We start from the raw sequence: 22,121 nt of genomic DNA on the forward strand, positions 1-22,121 counted from the left end.
CAAGAATTTTGATTAACGCTCGGTTTCGACTGAGCCAACTGGAAGCATGCTAATGGCTACGATTCATGTAGACGGCAAAGAATACGAAGTCAACGGGGCGGACAACCTGCTGGAAGCTTGTCTGTCTCTTGGCCTCGATATTCCGTACTTTTGCTGGCATCCGGCGCTGGGCAGCGTCGGTGCTTGCCGCCAGTGTGCGGTGAAGCAATATCAAAACGCGGAAGACACGCGTGGTCGCCTGGTGATGTCCTGTATGACGCCAGCCACCGAAGGCACCTTTATTTCGATTGATGACGAAGAAGCCAAACAGTTCCGTGAAAGCGTGGTGGAGTGGTTGATGACCAACCACCCGCACGACTGTCCGGTTTGTGAAGAGGGCGGTAACTGCCACCTTCAGGATATGACCGTGATGACCGGTCACAGCTTCCGTCGCTATCGCTTTACCAAGCGTACCCACCGTAACCAGGATTTGGGGCCGTTCATCTCTCACGAAATGAACCGCTGCATCGCCTGCTACCGCTGCGTGCGTTACTACAAAGACTACGCGGACGGTCAGGATCTGGGCGTGTATGGCGCGCATGACAACGTCTACTTCGGTCGTCCGGAAGACGGTACGCTTGAAAGCGAATTCTCCGGTAACCTGGTAGAAATCTGCCCGACCGGCGTATTCACGGATAAAACCCACTCCGAGCGTTACAACCGTAAATGGGACATGCAGTTTGCGCCAAGCATCTGCCAGCAGTGTTCCCTCGGCTGCAACACCAGCCCGGGTGAGCGCTACGGCGAACTGCGTCGTATCGAAAACCGTTACAACGGTACCGTTAACCACTACTTCCTGTGCGACCGCGGTCGTTTCGGCTATGGCTATGTGAACCTGAAGGACCGTCCGCGTCAGCCGGTTCAACGCCGTGGCGACGACTTCATTACCCTGAACGCTGAACAGGCGATGCAGGGCGCGGCAGACATTCTGCGCCAGTCGAAGAAAGTGATCGGTATCGGCTCTCCGCGCGCCAGCATCGAAAGCAACTTCGCCCTGCGCGAGCTGGTTGGGGCGGAAAACTTCTATACCGGTATCGCCCAGGGCGAGCAGGAACGTCTGCAGCTGGTACTGAAAGTGCTGCGTGAAGGCGGTATCCATACCCCTGCGCTGCGCGAAATCGAATCCTATGATGCGGTCCTGGTGCTGGGTGAAGACCTGACGCAGACCGGCGCACGCGCGGCTCTGGCGGTTCGCCAGGCGGTGAAGGGTAAAGCACGTGAAATGGCAGCGGCGCAGAAAGTGGCTGACTGGCAGATTGCGGCGATCCTGAACATCGGCCAGCGCGCGAAGCATCCACTGTTTGTGACCAACGTCGACAACACCCGTCTGGACGATATCGCGGCGTGGACCTACTGCGCACCGGTTGAAGATCAGGCGCGCCTCGGCTTTGCGATTGCCCACGCGCTGGACAACAGCTCACCGGCCGTTGAGCTGGATCGCGACCTGCAAAACAAGGTCGACGTGATTGTTCAGGCACTGGCAGGTGCGAAGAAGCCGCTGATTATTTCCGGTACCAACGCCGGTAGCGCGGAGATCATTCAGGCGGCAGCCAACGTGGCCAAAGCTCTGAAAGGCCGTGGTGCGGACGTCGGCGTGACCATGATTGCCCGTGCGGTGAACAGCATTGGTCTGGGCATGATTGGCGGCGGCTCGCTGGAAGAAGCCTTAAGCGAACTGGAATCCGGTGCCGCTGACGCCGTGGTGGTGCTGGAAAACGACCTGCATCGTCATGCTTCTGCCGCTCGCGTTGACGCTGCGCTCTCCAAAGCGCCGCTGGTGATGGTGATTGACCATCAGCGCACCGCGATTATGGACAAAGCGCACCTGGTGCTCTCTGCGGCAAGCTTCGCAGAAAGCGACGGTACCGTTATCAACAACGAAGGCCGCGCGCAGCGTTTCTTCCAGGTTTATGACCCGGCGTACTACGACAGCAACACCGTGATGCTGGAAAGCTGGCGCTGGCTGCACTCCCTGCACAGCACCGTGCAGAGCCGTGAAGTGGACTGGACGCAGCTCGACCACGTTATCGACGCGGTAGTCGAAAAACTGCCTCAGCTGGCAGGCATTAAAGATGCCGCGCCTGAAGCAAGCTTCCGCATTCGCGGCCAGAAACTGGCACGTGAACCGCACCGTTACAGTGGCCGTACTGCGATGCGTGCCAACATCAGCGTGCACGAACCGCGCCAGCCGCAGGATAAAGACACCATGTTCGCCTTCTCGATGGAAGGGAACAACCAGCCGTCTGCGCCGCGTTCGCAAATCCCGTTCGCATGGGCACCGGGCTGGAACTCCCCGCAGGCATGGAACAAGTTCCAGGCTGAAGTGGGCGGCTCCCTGCGCCACGGCGATCCGGGCGTGCGTCTGATTGAAGCCTCCGAAACCGGTCTGGACTTCTTCACCACCGTACCGGCGCGCTTCCAGGCGCAGGACGGTAGCTGGCGTATTGCCCCGTACTACCACCTGTTCGGTAGCGACGAGCTGTCCCAGCGTTCACCGGTCTTCCAGACCCGTATGCCGCAGCCGTACATCAAGCTTAACCCGGCTGATGCCGCGAAGCTTGGCGTTAACGCGGGTGCAAACATCGCCTTTAGCTATGACGGCCAGACCATCAGCCTGCCGCTGATTATTTCTGAAAGTCTGACAGCAGGGCAGGTGGGTCTGCCGATGGGTATGCCAGGCATCGCTCCGGTTCTGGCGGGTGCGCGTCTTGATAATCTGCAGGAGGCAAAAGCATGAGTTGGTTAACGCCGGATCTTATCGACATCCTGCTGAGCATTCTGAAAGCGATTGTAATCCTGCTGGTGGTGGTCACCTGCGGCGCGTTCATGAGCTTTGGTGAACGTCGTCTGCTCGGTCTGTTCCAGAACCGTTACGGACCGAACCGCGTGGGCTGGGGTGGTTCACTCCAGCTGGTCGCGGACATGATCAAGATGTTCTTTAAAGAGGACTGGATCCCGCGCTTCTCTGACCGCGTGATCTTTACTCTGGCACCGATGATCGCCTTCACCTCGCTGCTGCTGGCATTTGCTATCGTTCCGGTCAGCCCGACCTGGGTGGTCGCTGACCTGAACATCGGCATTCTGTTCTTCCTGATGATGGCAGGCCTCGCGGTTTACGCGGTGCTGTTCGCAGGCTGGTCCAGTAACAACAAATACTCGCTGCTGGGTGCGATGCGTGCTTCCGCGCAGACGCTGAGCTACGAAGTGTTCCTGGGTCTCTCCCTGATGGGCGTGGTGGCGCAGGCTGGTTCATTCAACATGACCGACATCGTCAACAACCAGGCCGACATCTGGAACGTTATTCCGCAGTTCTTTGGGTTTATTACCTTTGCCATCGCGGGCGTGGCAGTGTGTCACCGTCACCCGTTTGACCAGCCAGAAGCCGAACAGGAACTGGCCGACGGTTACCACATCGAATATTCCGGTATGAAATTCGGTCTGTTCTTCGTGGGCGAGTACATCGGTATCGTCACCATTTCCGCGTTGATGGTAACGCTGTTCTTCGGTGGCTGGCATGGCCCGTTCTTACCGCCGTTCATCTGGTTCGCGCTGAAAACCGCGTTCTTCATGATGATGTTCATTTTGATTCGCGCAGCGTTACCGCGTCCGCGTTATGACCAGGTAATGTCCTTCGGCTGGAAAGTGTGCCTGCCGCTGACGCTCGTCAACTTGTTGGTAACGGCCGCTGTCATTCTCTGGCAGCAGCCATAAGGGGCAATAGACCATGACCTTAAAAGAATTACTGGTAGGCTTCGGTACCCAGGTACGCAGTATCTGGATGATCGGCCTGCACGCGTTTGCCAAACGCGAAACCCGGATGTACCCGGAAGAGCCGGTATATCTGCCGCCGCGCTACCGTGGCCGTATCGTGCTGACGCGCGACCCGGACGGTTCCGAGCGCTGCGTTGCCTGTAACCTTTGTGCGGTAGCGTGTCCGGTAGGCTGTATCTCTCTGCAGAAAGCCGAGACGGTAGACGGCCGCTGGTACCCTGAGTTCTTCCGCATCAACTTCTCACGCTGCATTTTCTGCGGTCTGTGTGAAGAAGCGTGCCCAACCACGGCGATTCAGCTGACTCCAGACTTCGAGCTGGGTGAGTACAAGCGTCAGGACCTGGTGTACGAGAAAGAGGATCTGCTGATTTCCGGTCCGGGCAAATACCCGGAATATAACTTCTACCGGATGGCGGGTATGGCAATCGACGGCAAAGATAAGGGTGAAGCAGAGAACGAAGCTAAGCCTATCGACGTCAAGAGCCTGTTACCGTAAGGAGAGGGCAATGGAATTCGCTTTTTATATCTGTGGCCTTATCGCCATCCTGGCTACGCTGCGAGTGATCACGCACACCAATCCGGTGCATGCGCTGCTGTACTTAATCATCTCGCTGCTGGCCATTTCCGGGGTGTTCTTCGCACTGGGCGCGCACTTCGCCGGTGCGCTGGAAATCATCGTCTACGCCGGAGCCATCATGGTGCTCTTCGTGTTCGTGGTGATGATGCTGAACCTGGGCGGCTCTGAAATTGAGCAGGAACGTCAGTGGTTAAAACCGCAGGTGTGGATCGGCCCGGCAATTTTGTCGGCCATCATGCTGGTGGTGATCGTTTACGCCATTCTGGGTGTTAACGATCAGGGCATCGATGGCACGCCGATTGGCGCGAAAGAGGTAGGTATCACGCTCTTTGGCCCATACGTTCTGGCGGTTGAACTGGCCTCAATGCTGCTGCTGGCAGGTCTGGTTGTGGCTTTCCACGTTGGCCGCGAAGAGCGTGCTGGCGAGGTGCTGAGCAACCGCACTGACGACCGCGCGAAAAGAAAAACGGAGGAGCGCGCATGATCCCCTTAACACATGGACTGATCCTCGCTGCGATTTTATTCGTTCTGGGTCTGACCGGTCTGGTTATCCGCCGCAATCTGCTGTTTATGCTGATCGGGCTGGAAATCATGATTAACGCCTCCGCGCTGGCCTTCGTGGTCGCCGGAAGCTACTGGGGCCAGACCGATGGTCAGGTGATGTACATTCTCGCCATCAGCCTCGCGGCTGCCGAAGCGAGTATTGGCCTGGCGCTGTTGCTGCAGCTCCATCGTCGCCGCCAGAATCTGAACATCGATTCAGTAAGTGAGTTGCGTGGATGAACATGCTTGCCTTAACCATTATTTTTCCGCTGATTGGCTTCGTACTGCTGGCGTTTTCTCGCGGCCGCTGGTCTGAGAATCTGTCTGCGACCGTCGGCATGGGCTCTGTTGGCCTGGCCGCGCTGGTGACAGCGTATGCGGGTATCGACTTCTTTAACAACGGGCGTCAGCCTTTCAGCGTACCGCTGTGGACCTGGATGTCGGTCGGTGATTTCAACATCGGCTTCAACCTGGTGCTGGATGGTCTCTCGCTCACCATGCTCTCCGTGGTCACCGGCGTTGGCTTCCTGATCCACATGTTCGCCTCCTGGTATATGCGCGGTGAAGAGGGTTACTCCCGCTTCTTCGCCTACACCAACCTGTTTATCGCCAGCATGGTGGTTCTGGTGCTGGCCGATAACCTGCTGCTGATGTATCTGGGCTGGGAAGGCGTAGGTCTGTGTTCTTACCTGCTGATCGGTTTCTACTATACCGATCCGAAGAATGGCGCAGCGGCCATGAAAGCGTTCGTCGTGACCCGCGTGGGTGACGTCTTCCTCGCTTTCGCGCTGTTCATTCTTTACAACGAACTGGGCACGCTGAACTTCCGCGAAATGGTGGAACTGGCGCCAGCGCACTTCGCTGCAGGCAACAACATGCTGTGGTGGGCGACGCTGATGCTGCTGGGTGGTGCCGTGGGTAAATCCGCGCAGCTGCCGTTGCAGACATGGCTGGCAGACGCGATGGCGGGTCCAACCCCTGTCTCCGCGCTGATCCACGCTGCGACCATGGTTACCGCCGGTGTTTACCTGATTGCGCGTACCCATGGCCTGTTCCTGATGACCCCGGAAATTCTGCATCTGGTGGGTATCGTCGGTGCGGTCACGCTGGTGCTGGCAGGCTTTGCCGCGCTGGTGCAGACCGATATCAAGCGCGTTCTCGCGTATTCCACCATGAGCCAGATTGGTTACATGTTCCTGGCGCTGGGCGTTCAGGCGTGGGACGCGGCCATTTTCCACCTGATGACGCACGCGTTCTTTAAAGCGCTGCTATTCCTCTCATCCGGTTCCGTGATTCTGGCCTGCCACCACGAGCAGAACATCTTCAAGATGGGCGGACTGCGTAAGTCCATTCCGCTGGTTTATGTCTGCTTCCTGGTGGGCGGCGCGGCGCTGGCGGCACTGCCGCTGATCACCGCGGGCTTCTTCAGTAAGGACGAAATCCTTGCGGGTGCCATGGCGAATGGTCATATCAATCTGATGGTTGCGGGTCTGGTCGGCGCGTTCATGACCTCCCTGTATACCTTCCGTATGATTTTCATCGTATTCCACGGTAAAGAACAAATTCACGCTCACGCAGGGAAGGGGATTACCCATCACCTGCCGCTGATTGTGCTGCTGGTACTGTCCACCTTCGTTGGCGCGATGATTGTGCCACCGCTGCAGGGCGTACTGCCGGACACCACCGAGCTTGAGCACGGTCGCGTTCTGACGCTTGAAATCACCTCCGGTGTGGTCGCTATCGCGGGCATCCTGATCGCTGCATGGCTGTGGCTGGGCAAACGTACGCTGGTCACTGCCGTGGCCAACAGTGCGCCGGGCCGCCTGCTGGGCACCTGGTGGTACAACGCGTGGGGCTTCGACTGGCTGTACGACATGATCTTCGTTAAGCCGTTCCTGGGCATCGCGTGGCTGCTGAAGCGCGACCCGCTGAACAGCCTGATGAATATCCCGGCGATCCTTTCCCGCTTTGCAGGTAAAGGCCTGCTGTACAGCGAGAACGGTTACCTGCGCTGGTATGTGGCGTCCATGAGCATCGGTGCGGTTGTCGTGCTGGCGCTGCTGATGGTGTTGCGTTGATCGTTAAGTGAATTTTATTCGAATTCGTTGAAAATCAGGCCCCTGCTGGGGGCCTTAAAAAGGAATGTAAATCGCCATGTTACTACCCTGGCTAATATTAATTCCCTTCATCGGCGGCTTCCTGTGCTGGCAGACTGAACGCTTTGGCGTGAAGATGCCGCGCTGGATCGCGCTGATCACCATGGGATTGACGCTCGCGCTTGGCCTGCAACTGTGGTTGCAGGGCGGTTACTCACTGACCCAGTCTGCGGGCATTCCGCAGTGGCAGTCTGAGTTCATCCTGCCGTGGATCCCGCGTTTCGGCATTACGATCCACCTGGCGATTGACGGTCTCTCACTGCTGATGGTGGTCCTGACCGGTCTGCTCGGCGTTCTGGCGGTACTTTGCTCCTGGCGAGAAATCGAAAAATACCAGGGCTTCTTCCACCTGAACCTGATGTGGATCCTGGGCGGCGTAATCGGCGTGTTCCTTGCCATCGACATGTTCCTGTTCTTCTTCTTCTGGGAGATGATGCTGGTGCCGATGTACTTCCTGATCGCGCTGTGGGGCCACAAGGCGTCCGACGGTAAAACGCGTATCACGGCGGCAACCAAGTTCTTCATCTATACCCAGGCGAGTGGTCTGGTGATGTTGATTGCCATTCTGGCGCTGGTGTTTGTTCACCACAATGCGACCGGCACCTGGACCTTCAACTACGAAGACCTGCTGAAGACCCCAATGTCACACGGCGTGGAATATCTGCTGATGCTGGGCTTCTTCATCGCGTTCGCGGTGAAAATGCCGGTCGTTCCGCTGCACGGCTGGCTGCCAGACGCACACTCTCAGGCGCCAACGGCGGGTTCCGTTGACCTGGCGGGCATCTTGCTGAAAACGGCGGCCTACGGCCTGCTGCGTTTCGCTCTGCCGCTGTTCCCGAACGCCTCCGCAGAGTTCGCACCGATTGCCATGTGGCTGGGTGTGATCGGTATCTTCTACGGTGCCTGGATGGCTTTCACCCAGTACGACATCAAGCGACTGATTGCCTACACCTCCGTTTCCCACATGGGCTTCGTGCTGATTGCTATCTACACCGGCAGCCAGCTGGCGTACCAGGGCGCGGTGATCCAGATGATTGCGCACGGTCTGTCTGCAGCCGGCCTCTTCATCCTGTGCGGTCAGCTGTACGAACGTCTGCATACCCGCGACATGCGTATGATGGGCGGTCTGTGGAGCAAAATTAAGTGGCTGCCAGCGCTTTCCATGTTCTTCGCGGTGGCTACCCTGGGGATGCCGGGTACCGGTAACTTCGTCGGCGAATTTATGATTCTGTTCGGCAGCTTCAAAGTGGTACCGGTGATTACCGTGATTTCCACGTTTGGTCTGGTGTTCGCTTCCGTATACTCGCTGGCGATGCTGCACCGCGCTTACTTCGGTAAAGCGAAGAGCGAAATTGCTGCACAAGAACTGCCGGGGATGTCGCTGCGTGAGCTGTTCATCATCCTGCTGCTGGTCGTACTGCTGGTGCTGCTGGGCTTCTTCCCGCAGCCGATTCTGGATACCTCGCACAGCGCGATGGGTAACATCCAGCAGTGGTTTGTTAATTCTGCTTCTACTACAAGGCCGTAATTCGCCATGACAATAACTCCACAACAACTGATCGCGCTGCTACCGCTGCTGATCGTCGGATTGACGGTGGTGGTTGTGATGCTCTCCATTGCGTGGCGACGCAATCACTTCCTGAATGCCACGCTGTCGGTCATCGGCCTGAACGCCGCGTTAGTCTCTCTCTGGTTTGTTGGTCAGGGTGGGGCGATGGACGTCACCCCGCTGATGCGCGTTGACGGTTACGCCATGCTGTATACCGGACTGGTGCTGCTGGCAAGCCTGGCAACCTGTACCTTTGCGTACCCGTGGCTCGAAGGCTACAACGACAATAAAGAAGAGTTTTACCTGCTGGTTCTGATTGCCGCGCTGGGCGGCATTCTGCTGGCGAATGCGAACCACCTGGCCGCGCTGTTCCTCGGCATTGAGCTGATATCTCTGCCGCTGTTCGGCCTGATTGGTTACGCCTTCCGTCAGAAGCGCTCCCTGGAAGCAAGCATCAAGTACACTATTCTGTCTGCTGCTGCATCCTCGTTCCTGCTGTTTGGTATTGCGCTGCTGTACGCACAGTCCGGTAATCTCTCCTTCATGGCGCTCGGCAAGAGCCTCGGCGATGGCATGCTGCATGAGCCGCTGCTGCTGGCGGGTCTGGGCATGATGATTGTTGGCCTTGGCTTCAAACTCTCTCTGGTGCCGTTCCACCTGTGGACGCCAGACGTATACCAGGGCGCTCCGGCTCCGGTGTCGACCTTCCTGGCGACGGCGAGCAAAATCGCTATCTTCGGTGTGGTCATGCGTCTGTTCCTGTACGCGCCGGTAGGTGACAGCGAAGCGGTTCGCGTGGTGCTGGGCATTATCGCGTTCGTCTCCATCATCTTCGGTAACCTGATGGCGCTGAGCCAGACCAACATCAAGCGTCTGCTGGGCTACTCGTCTATCTCTCATCTGGGCTACCTGATGGTGGCGCTGATTGCGCTGCAGAGCGGCGAGATGTCGATGGAAACCGTGGGCGTGTATCTGGCCGGTTACCTGTTCAGCAGTCTCGGCGCCTTCGGCGTGGTGAGCCTGATGTCCAGCCCGTACCGTGGTCCGGATGCCGATTCACTGTTCTCCTACCGTGGACTGTTCTGGCACCGTCCGATCCTGTCTGCGGTGATGACCGTGATGATGCTCTCTCTGGCAGGTATCCCGATGACGCTTGGCTTTATCGGTAAATTCTACGTGCTGGCAGTCGGTGTGCAGGCGCACCTGTGGTGGCTGACCGCGGGCGTGGTGATCGGTTCCGCGATTGGTCTCTACTACTACCTGCGCGTGGCCGTGAGCCTGTACCTTAGCGCGCCTCAGCAGCTCAACCGTGATGCCCCAACCAACTGGCAGTACAGCGCCGGTGGTATCGTAGTGCTTATCTCGGCGCTGCTGGTGCTGATCTTCGGTATCTATCCGCAGCCGCTGATTGATATCGTGCAGCGAGCGATGCCGCTGATGTAAAACAAAAAACCCGCCGAGGCGGGTTTTTTTATGGTTTTCGCCCTCTCCCTGTGGGAGAGGGACGGGGTGAGGGCACCAGCCCGCACCAGACTTAAGCCAGCTGCTTCCTGCTTATAAGCGGCCCGTCAATCTTCTTCATCGAGCGGTCCAGCACTTCCTCAATCACCGACGACAGCTCGTTTAGCTCAAACTTCGCCACATACCCGTCCGCTTTCACCTTACGAATATGGTCTTCGTTGGCGTTACCGGAAAGGGAAGAGTGGATCACCACCGGAATGTCTTTCAGGAACGGGTCGGTTTTGATTTTGCGCGTCAGCGTAAAGCCGTCCATCTCCGGCATTTCAAGATCGGTCAGCACAAGCGCGATCTTATCGGTGATGGGAACTCCCTCGGCCTGCGCCTGAGCGGCCAGTACGCCAATTTTCTCCCACGCATCTTTGCCGGTGATATGCAGCTGCGCGGGGATCTCCATCGCCTGCAGACCTTTCTCCAGCATCGAGCGCGCTACCTTGGAATCTTCCGCAACGATGGCGACAGCGCCCGGCTTAATATGGAATTTGGTGGTCTTCAGATTCGTGGCGTGCAGATCGTGATTGGCCGGAGTGATGTCGTACAGGATCTGCTCAACGTCCAGCACCATCGCCAGATCGTTGGTATCCGTTTTCTCATCCAGGCAGGCGATGCTGGTGATGTAGCGACCGCTGACTGCGGTTTCCGCCGCGTGCACCTGCTTCCAGTCCAGACGCATGATGTTCTCAACCGACTCCACGGCAAACGCCTGCACGCTGCGCGCGTATTCGGTGATCAGCAGGATATTCAGCCCGGTGGTGGGCTTACAGCCCGCCACGGCGGCCAGGTCGATCACCGGGATCACCTGATCGCGAATATTCACCATTCCCATCAGCGGTGACTTCATCCCGGCAGGTTTCGTGAACTCCGGCATCGGCACAATTTCACGCAGCTTAAAAACGTTAATGCCAAACAGCTCGGATTTATTTTCGTTAAGAGAAGTGCCAAGACGGAACAGCAACAGTTCAAAACGGTTCGACAGGGTCAGATTCGCCCTGTCATCAATATCTTTCTGGAAATTATCCATTCTACCCTCGAGAGAAATGCTGACCTTTTAATCGTTATCGGCATCCTGAGGGAAAAATGAAGGACTAAACGCTGACCTGAGCGAAATCTTCGGCCAGCTCACATTCCGGGAACAGCGCGCGGCACTCTGCCTGCAGCTTTTCACAGCCCCGCGCGTCGTAGCGCGAGCTGACATGGGTGACGATGAGTCTCCCGACGCCCGCGTCACGGGCAAGCTGCGCCGCCTGACGTGTAGAGCTATGGCCCCGGCCATTGGCTTTTTCTTCCATCGCTGTTTCAAGCGTTGCTTCATGCACCATCACATCCACGCCCTGGGCAAGCTGAAGCGCTGCCGGGCACGGGGCCGTGTCGCCAAATATCGCCAGCTTTTTGCCGGGCTGCGGTGCGGCGAGATAATCCTGGCCGTTGATGACGCGCCCGTCCTCCAGCGTGACGGTCTCACCGTGCTTCAGGCGCTGGAACAGCGGCCCGGGTTTGACGCCATCGGCCATCAGCGCGGCGGCGTCCAGCGCGCCGGGTTTGTCATGCGCGTCAATGCGATAGCCATAGCACTCGACAGGGTGACTGAGCGGCTGAGCGCTCACCTTATAATCGTCGTCATCGAAAACCAGGCCTTCGCTAATTTCAACGACCTCCAGCGGATAATCCGTCCATGACCCGCTAAGGCGCAGCGTGGTTTCAACAAATTCACGAATACCCGCAGGCCCGTAAATCGTCAGCGGGTTGGCGTTACCGGCCATCGAGCGGCTGCACAGCAGGCCGGGAAGGCCAAACAGATGGTCACCATGCAGATGGGTGATAAAAATTTTATCCAGCTTGCCGGGGTGATAAGCGGTGTGTAACAGCTGATGCTGCGTCCCTTCACCACAGTCAAATAGCCACAGCCCGCCGCGGGTGGGATGTTTAAGATCCAGAAGGATCGCCGTCACGTTCCGTGAGCGGGTTGGCACGCCAGCGGACGTACCCAGAAAAATCAGTTCCATAACGCAATCAGCCCTTTGCCGAACGGGGAGGGGTTTAGTATAACGTGATGAACCCCAGGAAGGAGACTGACATGATCCAGTGGCAAGATTTACACCATAGTGACCTCACCGTTCATTCACTTTACGCCCTGCTGAAACTGCGCTGCGAAGTTTTTGTGGTTGAACAGACCTGCCCGTATCAGGACATCGACGGCGATGATCTCGTTGGCGAGAACCGCCATATACTCGGCTGGCGGAATAACGAGCTGGTGGCGTATGCGAGGATTCTGAAAAGCGAAGACGATTTTGAGCCTGTCGTCATTGGCCGCGTCATCATCAGCGGTAAGGCGCGCGGCGAAAAGCTGGGCTATCAGCTGATGGAAAAAACGCTGGATGCGTGCCGGAAACAGTGGCCTGACAAGGCGTTATACCTGGGCGCGCAGGCACACCTGCAGTCCTTCTACGGCCACTTTGGTTTCGTGCCGGTCACCGATGTGTACGATGAAGATGGCATTCCCCACGTCGGCATGGCGCGAGAAGCGAAGCAGGCGTAATAGCGAGTCGTTGGCTATAGTTAGCGGACTGGTGTACTAACATGGAGAAAAATATGTCATTTCAATCCTGGGATACCCGTATCGACGACGACCTGGCTTTACTGAGCGAAACGCTGGAAGAGGTGTTACGTTCCTCGGGCGACCCTGCCGATCAGAAATATATTGAGCTAAAAGCCCGCGCCGAGCAGGCGCTGCATGAAGTGAAAAACCGCGTCAGCCATGCGTCTGATACCTACTACTACCGCGCCAAAAAAGCAGTGTATCGTGCCGATGATTACGTGCATGAAAAACCATGGCAGGGTATTGGCGTGGGGGCTGCCGTAGGGCTGGTACTGGGGCTGCTGCTGGCCCGTCGCTAAACCGCTTAACCACTCCCTATACGTGGGTACTGCTATTTATCGTCAGTACCCCGTATAATACGAGGTTTTAACAGGGAGAGGTTCGCGTGAATTCGATTTTCCTCGCGCTGGAGCAATTGCGTACCCAGCTTTCGCAAGCGTTACCCGCAACACCCGGCTTACGTCATTTCGACGTCTCTTTCCCGTTAAACGACGCCTTCGACCCTCTCGCCTGGCTTGGGGCTCAGCAGTGCTATCCGCAGTTTTACTGGCAACAGCGTAACGGCGATGAAGAGCTGGCTGCGCTGGGGGCTGTTACACAATTTTCCTCTCTGGCGTTAGCCACGCAGTTTTTGCGCGAGCAAAACGCGGCACAAGATACCCGTATCTGCGGCCTGAACGCTTTTAATCCGGAGCAGGGGAGCCTCTTTTTACCGCGGCTGCTCTGGCGACGTACCGCCGGCAACGCCACGCTGCGCCTGCAGCTGTGGAGCAATTATTCTCTTCAGGAAGATGCCCGCGCTGCGCTGGATTTTTTACAGCAGCTCCGTCCTGCAAGGCCTATCCGCCCGCTGTCCGTTCAGGTAGAGCACGAAACCCATCTGCCGCAGCAGGCCGAATGGCTGACGCTTATCCGCAGGGCGACAGAGACCATTGCGTGCGGTGAATTTGAAAAAGTGGTTCTCGCCCGGGCAACCGATATTCGTTTTACACAGCGCGTAAACCCCGTCGCGCTGATGGCAGCCAGCCGGGCCCTGAATTTACATTGCTACCATTTCTGCATGATTTTCGACGCCAGCAACGCGTTTCTCGGCTCGACCCCCGAGCGTCTGTGGCGGCGGCGCGGCACGCTGCTGCGTACGGAAGCGCTGGCGGGCACCGTCGCCAGCCATAGCGATGATAGCCAGGCGCAGCGTCTCGGCGAGTGGCTGCTGAACGATGATAAAAACCAGCGTGAAAATATGCTGGTCGTGGAGGATATTTGCCAGCGTCTTCAGCACTCCACGCAGACGCTCGAGGTACTGCCCCCCCAGTTGGTACGTCTGCGTAAAGTGCAGCATTTGCGCCGCTGTATCTGGACCGAGCTTAAACAGGCTGATGACGAGCAGTGTCTGCTCATGTTGCAGCCGACCGCGGCCGTTGCCGGATTACCCCGACAGCCTGCGCGCGAGTTTATTCAGAAGGTTGAACCCTTTAACCGCGAATGGTACGCCGGTTCGGCCGGGTATTTATCCCCCGAGCAGAGTGAGTTCTGCGTGGCGCTGCGCTCCGCGCGCGTTCAGGAGGACTCCCTGCGGCTCTACGCCGGCGCCGGTATCGTCAGCGGGTCTGACCCGGAGCAGGAGTGGCAGGAGATTGAAAACAAAGCCGCCGGATTGCGCTCTCTGCTCCTAAGGGATTAATACAGATTCGCGCAATCCCGATTCATATCAAAATTCCATTTTTTTCTATTATTTATACTGTGTCGCATTCTTGATACCGGACAATCTCATGTCAGTAAGTTCTTTTAACCGACGCTGGGCGGCGGTGATCCTTGAAGCCCTGACGCGCCACGGCGTCAGGCACGTGTGTATTGCACCGGGTTCTCGCTCAACGCCGCTGACGCTGGCGGCAGCCGAAAACCGGGCGTTAATTCACCACACCCACTTTGATGAGCGCGGCCTCGGCCATCTTGCGCTGGGTCTGGCGAAAGTCAGCAAAGAACCCGTGGCGGTGATTGTCACTTCCGGTACCGCCGTGGCGAACCTCTATCCGGCGCTGATTGAAGCCGGGTTAACCGGTGAAAAATTGATCTTACTGACGGCCGATCGTCCTCCTGAGCTTATCGACTGCGGCGCCAATCAGGCCATTCGCCAGCCGGGACTCTTTTCTTCGCATCCTTCGCAGACGATTTCGCTGCCCCGTCCCACCCAGGATATTCCGGCAAGCTGGCTGGTCTCCACCGTCGATCACGCCATGGAGACGTTGCGTCGCGGAGCGTTGCATATCAACTGCCCGTTTGCCGAGCCGCTGTACGGTGAGCTGGACGACACGGGTCTTGACTGGCAGCAGACCCTCGGCGACTGGTGGGAGAGTGAAAAACCGTGGCTGCGCGAGCAGACGCACCTTGAGAGCGCGAAACAGCGCGACTGGTTCTTCTGGCGGCAGAAGCGCGGCGTGGTTATCGCCGGGCGCATTAGCGCCTCTGAAGGCAAGCTGGTTGCCGAATGGGCGCAAACCCTGGGCTGGCCGCTGATAGGCGACGTGCTTTCCCAGACCGGTCAGCCGCTGCCGTGCGCCGATCTCTGGCTGGGTAATGCCAAAGCGGTCACCGAACTGGCGCAGGCGCAGATTGTGGTCCAGCTTGGATCGAGCTTGACCGGCAAACGGTTACTGCAGTGGCAGGCGACCTGCACACCGGACGAGTACTGGCTGGTGGACGCGCTGGAAGGGCGGCTTGACCCGGCGCACCACCGCGGTCGTCGTCTCGTCAGCTCTATCGACGCCTGGCTGGCGCTCCATCCCGCTGAAAAACGCAAGCCCTGGGCGGTGGCCATTCCGGACCTTTCGCGCCAGGCGTGGGAACTAACCAAAGCGCACTGTGAAGCGTTTAGCGAAGCCGGGCTGGCACACCGTATTCGCCAGTACCTGCCCGAGCAGGGGCAGCTGTTTGTCGGCAACAGCCTGGTCGTGCGGCTGATTGATGCTTTTTCGAAGCTGCCCGCGGGCTACCCGGTATACAGCAACCGTGGCGCCAGCGGCATCGACGGGCTGATCTCCACGGCGGCGGGCGTGCAGCGCGCCAGCGCGAAATCGACGCTGGCGATCGTGGGCGATCTCTCCGCGCTCTACGATCTCAACGCGCTGGCGCTGCTGCGTCAGGCGTCAGCCCCGTTTGTGCTGATTGTGGTCAACAACAACGGTGGGCAGATTTTCTCCCTGCTGCCTACGCCCCAGAGCGAGCGCGAGCGTTTCTATCTGATGCCGCAGAACGTGCAGTTCGAACACGCCGCGGCGATGTTTAGCCTGAAATACCATCGCCCGGAAAGCTGGGAACAGCTGGACGCGGCGTTAAACAGCGCATGGAAACAGCCGGGCGCGACGCTGATTGAGCTTGTGGTGAACGATGCTGACGGTGCGCAGGCCCTGCAAAGCCTGCTGGCGCAGGTGAGCCAGCTGTGATCCTTTCGGGCGTGCTGCAGGCCGGAAAACCAGGCTATCCCTGGCTGGTCTTTTTGCACGGTTTTTCGGGTGACTGTCGCGAGTTGCAGAGGGTCGGTGAAGGACTTAGCGATTATCCCAGGCTATATCTGGATCTGCCGGGGCACGGTGGATCCCGGAATCTGGGTGTGAAGGGGTTTGACGAGATGAGCGCGTTGCTCACCCGAACCCTGCTTAGTTACAACATACTTAAATTCTGGCTTGTCGGGTACTCCCTCGGCGGCCGCATTGCGATGTTCCATGCCTGCCAGCAGCCGAAGGGGCTGCAGGGCGTGGTGGTGGAGGGAGGGCATCCGGGCCTGCAGGATGCCGATGCGCGAAATGCCCGGCTGGCATCCGATCGCCGCTGGGCAACGCGTTTTCGTACCGAACCGCTGGAGAACGTGTTCGCTGACTGGTACCAACAGCCCGTTTTCGCCTCCCTTACGGACGCCCAGCGCGATGCGCTGATTACCCTGCGCAGCCAGAACAGCGGCGCGACGCTGGCGATGATGCTCGAGGCGACGTCGCTGGCCGTGCAGCCCGATTTGCGTGTCGCGCTTAGCGCACGCGATTTCACTTTTGATTATCTCTTTGGCGAACGTGATGAGAAGTTTGCGGCCCTGGCCGCCGAGCTGAACGCTGTTCTCCATGCAATTCCCAACGCCGGACACAACGCCCACCGGGAAAATCCCGATGCGGTTACCGCGAGTCTGGCTCAGATACTGCGTCTTCGCATAAAGGACACTCTATGATCTACCCTGATGAAAACATGCTCTATGCACCGGTTGAATGGCAAGACTGCTCCGAAGGCTACACCGACATTCGTTACCACAAATCCACCGACGGCATTGCTAAAATCACCATTAACCGTCCGCAGGTGCGTAATGCCTTCCGTCCGCTGACCGTGAAAGAGATGATTCAGGCCCTGGCGGATGCGCGCTACGACGATAACATCGGCGTGATTGTCCTGACCGGCGAAGGCGATAAAGCGTTCTGCTCCGGCGGCGATCAGAAAGTGCGCGGTGACTACGGCGGATACCAGGACGACGCGGGTACGCACCACCTGAACGTCCTCGATTTCCAGCGTCAGATCCGCACCTGTCCAAAACCGGTGGTGGCGATGGTGGCGGGCTACTCCATCGGCGGCGGCCACGTGCTGCACATGATGTGTGACCTGACTATTGCCGCCGAGAACGCCATCTTCGGCCAGACGGGCCCGAAAGTGGGATCCTTCGATGGTGGCTGGGGGGCCTCCTACATGGCGCGCATCGTCGGTCAGAAAAAGGCCCGCGAAATCTGGTTCCTGTGCCGTCAGTACAACGCGCAGGAAGCGCTGGATATGGGCCTGGTGAACACCGTGGTGCCGCTTGCCGATCTCGAAAAAGAGACCGTGCGCTGGTGCCGTGAAATGCTGCAAAACAGCCCGATGGCGCTTCGCTGCCTGAAGGCCGCGCTCAATGCCGACTGTGACGGTCAGGCGGGTCTGCAGGAGCTGGCGGGCAACGCCACCATGCTGTTCTACATGACCGAAGAGGGTCAGGAAGGGCGCAACGCGTTTAACGAAAAACGCCAGCCGGACTTCAGCAAATACAAACGGAATCCGTAATGCGTCGCGCGCAAGTTTACCGCTGGCAGATACCGATGGACGCGGGCGTGGTGCTGCGTGAGCGGCGGTTAAAAACCCGTGACGGCTTCTTCGTGCATCTGCAGCAGGGCGAGCGGGAAGGCTGGGGCGAGATTTCGCCGCTGCCGGGCTTTAGCATGGAGTCGCTGGATGTCGCGCAGACGGCCTTGCTTGCGTGGGCGGACGCGTGGCGCGAGGGTGCAAATCCGGCGCTGCCGGATGTGCCTTCCGCGGCTTTTGGTATCAGCTGCGCGCTCGCGGAGCTGGACGGCAGCCTGCCGGAAGCGGGGAATTACCGCGCGGCACCGCTCTGCACGGGCGATCCGGACGAACTCTTCGCGCTGCTCTCCGCCATGCCGGGGGAGAAAGTGGCGAAAATTAAAGTCGGTCTCTATGAAGCCGTGCGCGACGGCATGGTCGCCAACCTGCTGCTGGAGGCGATCCCCGACCTTCATCTGCGTCTGGACGCTAACCGTGCCTGGACGCCGCTCAAGGCGCAGCAGTTTGCGAAGTACGTCAACCCGGCGTACCGCAGCCGCATTGCCTTCCTCGAAGAACCGTGCAAGACGCGGGAGGATTCGCGTGCGTTTGCCCGCGAAACGGGGATTGCCATCGCCTGGGATGAAAGCCTGCGCGAGGCCGATTTTGAATTTGTCGCCGAACCCGGCGTCAGCGCGGTGGTGATTAAACCAACGCTGACCGGCAGCCTGGCGAAAGTGCGCGAGCAGGTCGCGGCGGCGCACGCCTTAGGGCTGACGGCGGTCATCAGCTCGTCGATTGAGTCCAGCCTTGGGCTAACCCAGCTGGCGCGCATTGCCGCCTGGTTAACGCCTGACACGGTCCCTGGTCTCGACACGCTGAACCTGATGCAGGCTCAGCTTCTCCGCCCGTGGCCGGACAGCGCGCTGCCGTGCCTCGACGTTACGGCGCTGGAGCCGCTGCAATGAGTTTTACCGACTGGCCGTGGCGGCACTGGCGCGCGCTGTCTGCCGATAAGCCTGCCCTGAGGCTGAACGACGAGACGTTTACCTGGCAACAGCTGTGCGCGCGCGTCGACAGCCTTGCGGCGGGGTTTCACCAGCAGGGCGTGGAGGAGGGCGACGGCGTGCTGCTGCTGGCCTATAACCACCCGCAAACCCTGCTGGCGTGGCTGGCGCTGCTCCAGTGCGGAGCGCGTATTCTTCCCGTGAATCCGCAGCTGCCGCGCCCGCTGCTGGGCGTGCTGCTCCCGCAGATGACGCTGCGCTTTGCGCTGGTGCTGGATGGCAGCTACGACTGTCTTCCTGCCCTGAGCATGCGCGAGACAGCAGATGCGTATTGCGCTGCGTGGCAACCGGCGCGGCTGGCGTCCATGACGCTGACCTCCGGCTCCACCGGGCTGCCGAAAGCGGCGGTCCATACCTGCGAGGCCCATCTTGCCAGCGCGCGCGGCGTTTTGTCGCTGATGCCCTACGGTGAAGACGACGACTGGCTGCTTTCGCTGCCGCTGTTTCACGTTTCCGGCCAAGGGATTTTATGGCGCTGGCTGCAGGCCGGCGCGCGGTTAACCGTGCGCGAGAAACAGCCGCTGGCGGAGGCGCTGTGCGGCTGTACCCACGCCTCGCTGGTGCCAACCCAGCTCTGGCGTCTGCTTAATGCACACCAGCATGTTGCACTGAAAGCGGTGCTGCTGGGCGGGGCGGCCATCCCTGTTGAATTGACCGAACAGGCGCGAGAACAGGATATACGCACCTTCTGCGGCTACGGCCTGACCGAGTTTGCCTCTACCGTCTGCGCGAAAGAGGCGGACGGCGAGCCGGACGTGGGCTATGCGCTGCCGGGCAGAGAGGTTCAGGTGGTCAACGGGGAAGTCTGGATCAGGGCGCAAAGCATGGCCTCAGGCTACTGGCGGGATGGCGAACTGATTCCGCTGACCAACGCGCAGGGATGGTTCGCCACACGCGATAGCGGCGAATGGCATAACGGCCGTCTGACGATCCTGGGCCGCATGGACAACCTCTTTTTTAGCGGCGGAGAAGGGATCCAGCCGGAATCGCTGGAGCGCGTTATCGCCACGCACCCGCAGGTTAACCAGGTGTTTATTGTTCCGCTGGACGACGCTGAGTTTGGGCAGCGTCCGGTGGCGGTGGTGGAGTGTGAGCCGGGAACGGATATCACCTGTTTACCTGACTGGGTGAGGGATAAGGTGGCGCGTTTTGAGCAACCCGTCCGCTGGCTGCTGTTGCCGACCGAACTCAAAAATGGCGGTATTAAAGTCTCGCGCCGCGCGTTGCAGCAGTGGGTGAACGCATCGCTGAAGGGATAATAGTCGTTTCAAATAGTTACAATCTAATGACCTGCCGCACGCAGAGTGCTTGATCCCCGGGAGACTCCGGTTAAAATCTCGCGGTTTTGGGACTTCTTTATAATAATTGTGCGGGATCACGACAATGAAAAAAGTGGCATTAGTGGGCTTAGGCCTGATGGTTGTATCTGCGGCGGCTAACGCCATCAGCATTAACGGATCGGCGGGTCAGGATTATACCCACCTTGGCTTTGGCATGGGTACCGAGACTTCGGGTCTGGCGATGACCGGCGGCTGGACGCATAACGATGATGACGGCGACGCGGCCAGCCTCGGCCTGGGTCTCAACGTTCCTCTAGGCCCGTTCCTGGCCACCGTCGGTGGTAAAGGTATCTATACCAACCCAAATGACGGTGACGAAGGGTACGCGGCGGCAGTGGGCGGCGGCCTGCAGTGGAAAATTGGCGACAGCTTCGGCCTGTTTGGTGAGTACTACTATTCGCCGGACTCCCTCTCAAGCGGTATCGAAAGCTATGAAGAGGCTAACGCCGGCGCGCGCTGGACCATTATGCGTCCAATCACCATCGAAGCAGGCTATCGCTATCTGAACCTGGCCGGTAAAGACGGCAACCGCGACAACGCGCTGGCCGACGGCCCGTACGTGGGCGTCAGCGCAGGCTTTTAATCACTCCGGCGCGGCATTCTGTCGCGCCAGTTTCTCTCTTATCCACCCCGCGTTTGCGTTATAGTGTTTTGACCAAATAAGCGGGAGAACATAATGATTAACGTGGAGATGTTATCCACCGGCGACGAAGTGCTGCATGGACAAATTATTGATACCAATGCTGCCTGGCTTGCCGATCTTTTCTTTGAGCAAGGATTACCGTTAACGCGCCGCAATACGGTGGGCGACAATCTTGAGTCACTGGTCGCTATTCTGCGTGAACGCAGTGAGCACTGTGACGTGCTGATTGTGAACGGTGGGCTCGGCCCTACCAGTGACGATCTCAGCGCGCTGGCCGCCGCGACCGCAAAAGGCGAAGGGCTGGTGCTGCATGAGGCGTGGCTCTCGCAGATGGAGCGCTTTTTCTCCGAATGTGGCCGCGTCATGGCCCCCAGCAATCGCAAACAGGCTGAAATTCCCGCCAGCGCCGAGCTGGTCGATAACCCGGTGGGTACCGCGTGTGGATTTGCCATGCAGCTGAACCGCTGCCTGATGTTCTTCACGCCGGGCGTGCCCTCAGAATTTAAAGTGATGGTCGAGCAGCAGATCCTGCCGCGCCTTCGCCAGCGTTTTACCCTGCCGGAACCGCCGCTGTGCCTGCGTCTGACCACCTTTGGCCGCTCGGAAAGCGATCTGGCCCAGAGCCTCGATCACCTTCCGCTGCCGCCTGGCGTGTCCATGGGCTATCGCTCCTCCATGCCGATCATTGAACTTAAGCTGACAGGCCCGGCCGAGCAGAAAGAGGCGATGCTGGCGTTGTGGCCCGAGGTGCAGCGCGTGGCTGGCGAAAGCCTGATCTTTGAAGGTACGGAAGGGTTGCCCGCGCAGATTGCGAAGCATCTGCAGGCGCGTCAGCTCAGCGTGACCTTAAGCGAGCAGTTCACCGGTGGCCTGCTGGCGCTGCAGCTGTCGCGCGTCAACGCGCCGCTGCTGGCCAGCGAAGTTGTGCCGTTCCAGCAGGAGACCCTGGCGCAGACCGCCCGCTGGGCGTCCGAGAGAAGGGTGAAGCATTTTGCCGGTCTGGCGCTGTTCGTCGGCGGGCTGGATGAAGAACACCTCAACTTCGCGCTGGCGACGCCCGAGGGCACCCACGCCCTGCGGGTGAAAATGAGCATTACCCGCCACAGCCTGGCGGTGCGTCAGGAGGTATGCGCCATGATGGCGCTGAACATGCTACGCCGCTGGCTGAATGGCAAAGAGGTGGCCAGCGAGCACGGCTGGATTAACGTGGTTGAGTCGCTGTTCGTGGAGTAACGCCTGTGCCGGGGCCTTTCGCCCC

General features: G+C 58.9%; 20 protein-coding genes. 18 read left to right on the top strand and 2 right to left on the bottom strand.

What is annotated here, in order from left to right; all coding sequences use genetic code 11:
- Positions 1-52 precede the first annotated feature (52 nt).
- The 8 genes from nuoG (at position 53) to nuoN (ending at position 10,078) form a co-directional block, all read left to right on the top strand.
- Positions 53-2,776: an NADH-quinone oxidoreductase subunit NuoG gene (gene nuoG / locus AC4IBF_RS06440; protein ID WP_133294854.1), complete on the top strand. Its 2,724-nt coding sequence runs from the start codon at positions 53-55 to the stop codon at positions 2,774-2,776.
- Positions 2,773-3,750: an NADH-quinone oxidoreductase subunit NuoH gene (gene nuoH / locus AC4IBF_RS06445; RefSeq protein WP_008500211.1), complete on the top strand. Its 978-nt coding sequence runs from the start codon at positions 2,773-2,775 to the stop codon at positions 3,748-3,750. The genes nuoG and nuoH overlap by 4 nt, the downstream gene beginning before the upstream one ends.
- Positions 3,751-3,763: 13 nt before the next feature.
- Positions 3,764-4,306: an NADH-quinone oxidoreductase subunit NuoI gene (nuoI, locus tag AC4IBF_RS06450; protein ID WP_003861491.1), complete on the top strand. Its 543-nt coding sequence runs from the start codon at positions 3,764-3,766 to the stop codon at positions 4,304-4,306.
- Between the two features lie 10 nt (positions 4,307-4,316).
- Complete coding sequence (gene nuoJ, locus AC4IBF_RS06455; RefSeq protein WP_008500212.1) at positions 4,317-4,871, top strand: NADH-quinone oxidoreductase subunit J; 555 nt, start codon at positions 4,317-4,319, stop codon at positions 4,869-4,871.
- A complete protein-coding gene (nuoK, locus tag AC4IBF_RS06460) occupies positions 4,868-5,170 on the top strand; it encodes an NADH-quinone oxidoreductase subunit NuoK (protein ID WP_003861496.1) in 303 nt (100 codons plus the stop codon). The genes nuoJ and nuoK overlap by 4 nt, the downstream gene beginning before the upstream one ends.
- Positions 5,167-7,008 (top strand): NADH-quinone oxidoreductase subunit L, encoded by a 1,842-nt coding sequence (gene nuoL, locus AC4IBF_RS06465; protein WP_023325763.1) that lies wholly within the window; start codon positions 5,167-5,169, stop codon positions 7,006-7,008. Before nuoK ends, nuoL begins: the two co-directional genes overlap by 4 nt.
- A 76-nt stretch (positions 7,009-7,084) precedes the next feature.
- Positions 7,085-8,614 carry an NADH-quinone oxidoreductase subunit M gene (gene nuoM / locus AC4IBF_RS06470; protein WP_023312532.1) on the top strand — a complete coding sequence of 510 codons (1,530 nt, stop codon included), beginning with the start codon at positions 7,085-7,087 and terminating at the stop codon, positions 8,612-8,614.
- Between the two features lie 6 nt (positions 8,615-8,620).
- Positions 8,621-10,078: an NADH-quinone oxidoreductase subunit NuoN gene (gene nuoN, locus AC4IBF_RS06475; protein WP_023312531.1), complete on the top strand. Its 1,458-nt coding sequence runs from the start codon at positions 8,621-8,623 to the stop codon at positions 10,076-10,078.
- Positions 10,079-10,169: 91 nt separating this feature from the next.
- Here the strand turns inward: nuoN and AC4IBF_RS06480 are convergent, their stop codons facing one another.
- Complete coding sequence (locus tag AC4IBF_RS06480; RefSeq protein ID WP_136195492.1) at positions 10,170-11,174, bottom strand: chemotaxis protein; 1,005 nt, start codon at positions 11,172-11,174, stop codon at positions 10,170-10,172.
- Positions 11,175-11,238: 64 nt separating this feature from the next.
- Positions 11,239-12,156, bottom strand: coding sequence for a ribonuclease BN (rbn, locus tag AC4IBF_RS06485; RefSeq protein WP_491463210.1), 918 nt, complete (start codon positions 12,154-12,156; stop codon positions 11,239-11,241).
- Between the two features lie 71 nt (positions 12,157-12,227).
- On the opposite strand from rbn, the gene AC4IBF_RS06490 reads away from it, so the two are divergent.
- The 10 genes from AC4IBF_RS06490 (at position 12,228) to AC4IBF_RS06535 (ending at position 22,096) form a co-directional block, all read left to right on the top strand.
- On the top strand, positions 12,228-12,689 hold the full coding sequence (locus AC4IBF_RS06490) for a GNAT family N-acetyltransferase (RefSeq protein WP_143345349.1): 462 nt from the start codon (positions 12,228-12,230) through the stop codon (positions 12,687-12,689).
- Between the two features lie 53 nt (positions 12,690-12,742).
- Positions 12,743-13,048: a stress response protein ElaB gene (gene elaB, locus AC4IBF_RS06495; protein ID WP_008500219.1), complete on the top strand. Its 306-nt coding sequence runs from the start codon at positions 12,743-12,745 to the stop codon at positions 13,046-13,048.
- A gap of 86 nt (positions 13,049-13,134) precedes the next feature.
- A complete protein-coding gene (gene menF, locus AC4IBF_RS06500) occupies positions 13,135-14,430 on the top strand; it encodes an isochorismate synthase MenF (RefSeq protein ID WP_143345348.1) in 1,296 nt (431 codons plus the stop codon).
- 88 nt (positions 14,431-14,518) lie between these two features.
- On the top strand, positions 14,519-16,189 hold the full coding sequence (gene menD, locus AC4IBF_RS06505) for a 2-succinyl-5-enolpyruvyl-6-hydroxy-3-cyclohexene-1-carboxylic-acid synthase (RefSeq protein ID WP_491463211.1): 1,671 nt from the start codon (positions 14,519-14,521) through the stop codon (positions 16,187-16,189).
- Complete coding sequence (gene menH / locus AC4IBF_RS06510; protein ID WP_491463212.1) at positions 16,186-16,962, top strand: 2-succinyl-6-hydroxy-2,4-cyclohexadiene-1-carboxylate synthase; 777 nt, start codon at positions 16,186-16,188, stop codon at positions 16,960-16,962. Before menD ends, menH begins: the two co-directional genes overlap by 4 nt.
- Positions 16,959-17,816, top strand: coding sequence for a 1,4-dihydroxy-2-naphthoyl-CoA synthase (gene menB, locus AC4IBF_RS06515; RefSeq protein WP_045402731.1), 858 nt, complete (start codon positions 16,959-16,961; stop codon positions 17,814-17,816). The genes menH and menB overlap by 4 nt, the downstream gene beginning before the upstream one ends.
- Positions 17,816-18,781 (top strand): o-succinylbenzoate synthase, encoded by a 966-nt coding sequence (menC, locus tag AC4IBF_RS06520; RefSeq protein ID WP_133294848.1) that lies wholly within the window; start codon positions 17,816-17,818, stop codon positions 18,779-18,781. Before menB ends, menC begins: the two co-directional genes overlap by 1 nt.
- Positions 18,778-20,139: an o-succinylbenzoate--CoA ligase gene (menE, locus tag AC4IBF_RS06525; RefSeq protein ID WP_133294847.1), complete on the top strand. Its 1,362-nt coding sequence runs from the start codon at positions 18,778-18,780 to the stop codon at positions 20,137-20,139. The genes menC and menE overlap by 4 nt, the downstream gene beginning before the upstream one ends.
- 124 nt (positions 20,140-20,263) lie before the next feature.
- Positions 20,264-20,803, top strand: a complete 540-nt coding sequence (locus AC4IBF_RS06530; protein WP_111965282.1) for a YfaZ family outer membrane protein — start codon at positions 20,264-20,266, stop codon at positions 20,801-20,803.
- A 93-nt stretch (positions 20,804-20,896) separates the two neighbouring features.
- Positions 20,897-22,096: a nicotinamide mononucleotide deamidase-related protein YfaY gene (locus AC4IBF_RS06535; RefSeq protein ID WP_252093263.1), complete on the top strand. Its 1,200-nt coding sequence runs from the start codon at positions 20,897-20,899 to the stop codon at positions 22,094-22,096.
- Positions 22,097-22,121 lie beyond the last annotated feature (25 nt).

This window comes from Enterobacter sp. Taxon_8 (genome assembly GCF_058354585.1).

Bases quoted from the DNA above. Each gene is read 5' to 3' on its own strand.
- nuoG (WP_133294854.1), top strand. From the start codon at position 53: ATGGCTACGATTCATGTAGACGGCAAAGAATACGAAGTCAACGGGGCG.
- nuoH (WP_008500211.1), top strand. From the start codon at position 2,773: ATGAGTTGGTTAACGCCGGATCTTATCGACATCCTGCTGAGCATTCTG.
- nuoI (WP_003861491.1), top strand. From the start codon at position 3,764: ATGACCTTAAAAGAATTACTGGTAGGCTTCGGTACCCAGGTACGCAGT.
- nuoJ (WP_008500212.1), top strand. From the start codon at position 4,317: ATGGAATTCGCTTTTTATATCTGTGGCCTTATCGCCATCCTGGCTACG.
- nuoK (WP_003861496.1), top strand. From the start codon at position 4,868: ATGATCCCCTTAACACATGGACTGATCCTCGCTGCGATTTTATTCGTT.
- nuoL (WP_023325763.1), top strand. From the start codon at position 5,167: ATGAACATGCTTGCCTTAACCATTATTTTTCCGCTGATTGGCTTCGTA.
- nuoM (WP_023312532.1), top strand. From the start codon at position 7,085: ATGTTACTACCCTGGCTAATATTAATTCCCTTCATCGGCGGCTTCCTG.
- nuoN (WP_023312531.1), top strand. From the start codon at position 8,621: ATGACAATAACTCCACAACAACTGATCGCGCTGCTACCGCTGCTGATC.
- AC4IBF_RS06480 (WP_136195492.1), bottom strand. From the start codon at position 11,174: ATGGATAATTTCCAGAAAGATATTGATGACAGGGCGAATCTGACCCTG.
- rbn (WP_491463210.1), bottom strand. From the start codon at position 12,156: ATGGAACTGATTTTTCTGGGTACGTCCGCTGGCGTGCCAACCCGCTCA.
- AC4IBF_RS06490 (WP_143345349.1), top strand. From the start codon at position 12,228: ATGATCCAGTGGCAAGATTTACACCATAGTGACCTCACCGTTCATTCA.
- elaB (WP_008500219.1), top strand. From the start codon at position 12,743: ATGTCATTTCAATCCTGGGATACCCGTATCGACGACGACCTGGCTTTA.
- menD (WP_491463211.1), top strand. From the start codon at position 14,519: ATGTCAGTAAGTTCTTTTAACCGACGCTGGGCGGCGGTGATCCTTGAA.
- menB (WP_045402731.1), top strand. From the start codon at position 16,959: ATGATCTACCCTGATGAAAACATGCTCTATGCACCGGTTGAATGGCAA.
- menC (WP_133294848.1), top strand. From the start codon at position 17,816: ATGCGTCGCGCGCAAGTTTACCGCTGGCAGATACCGATGGACGCGGGC.
- menE (WP_133294847.1), top strand. From the start codon at position 18,778: ATGAGTTTTACCGACTGGCCGTGGCGGCACTGGCGCGCGCTGTCTGCC.
- AC4IBF_RS06530 (WP_111965282.1), top strand. From the start codon at position 20,264: ATGAAAAAAGTGGCATTAGTGGGCTTAGGCCTGATGGTTGTATCTGCG.
- AC4IBF_RS06535 (WP_252093263.1), top strand. From the start codon at position 20,897: ATGATTAACGTGGAGATGTTATCCACCGGCGACGAAGTGCTGCATGGA.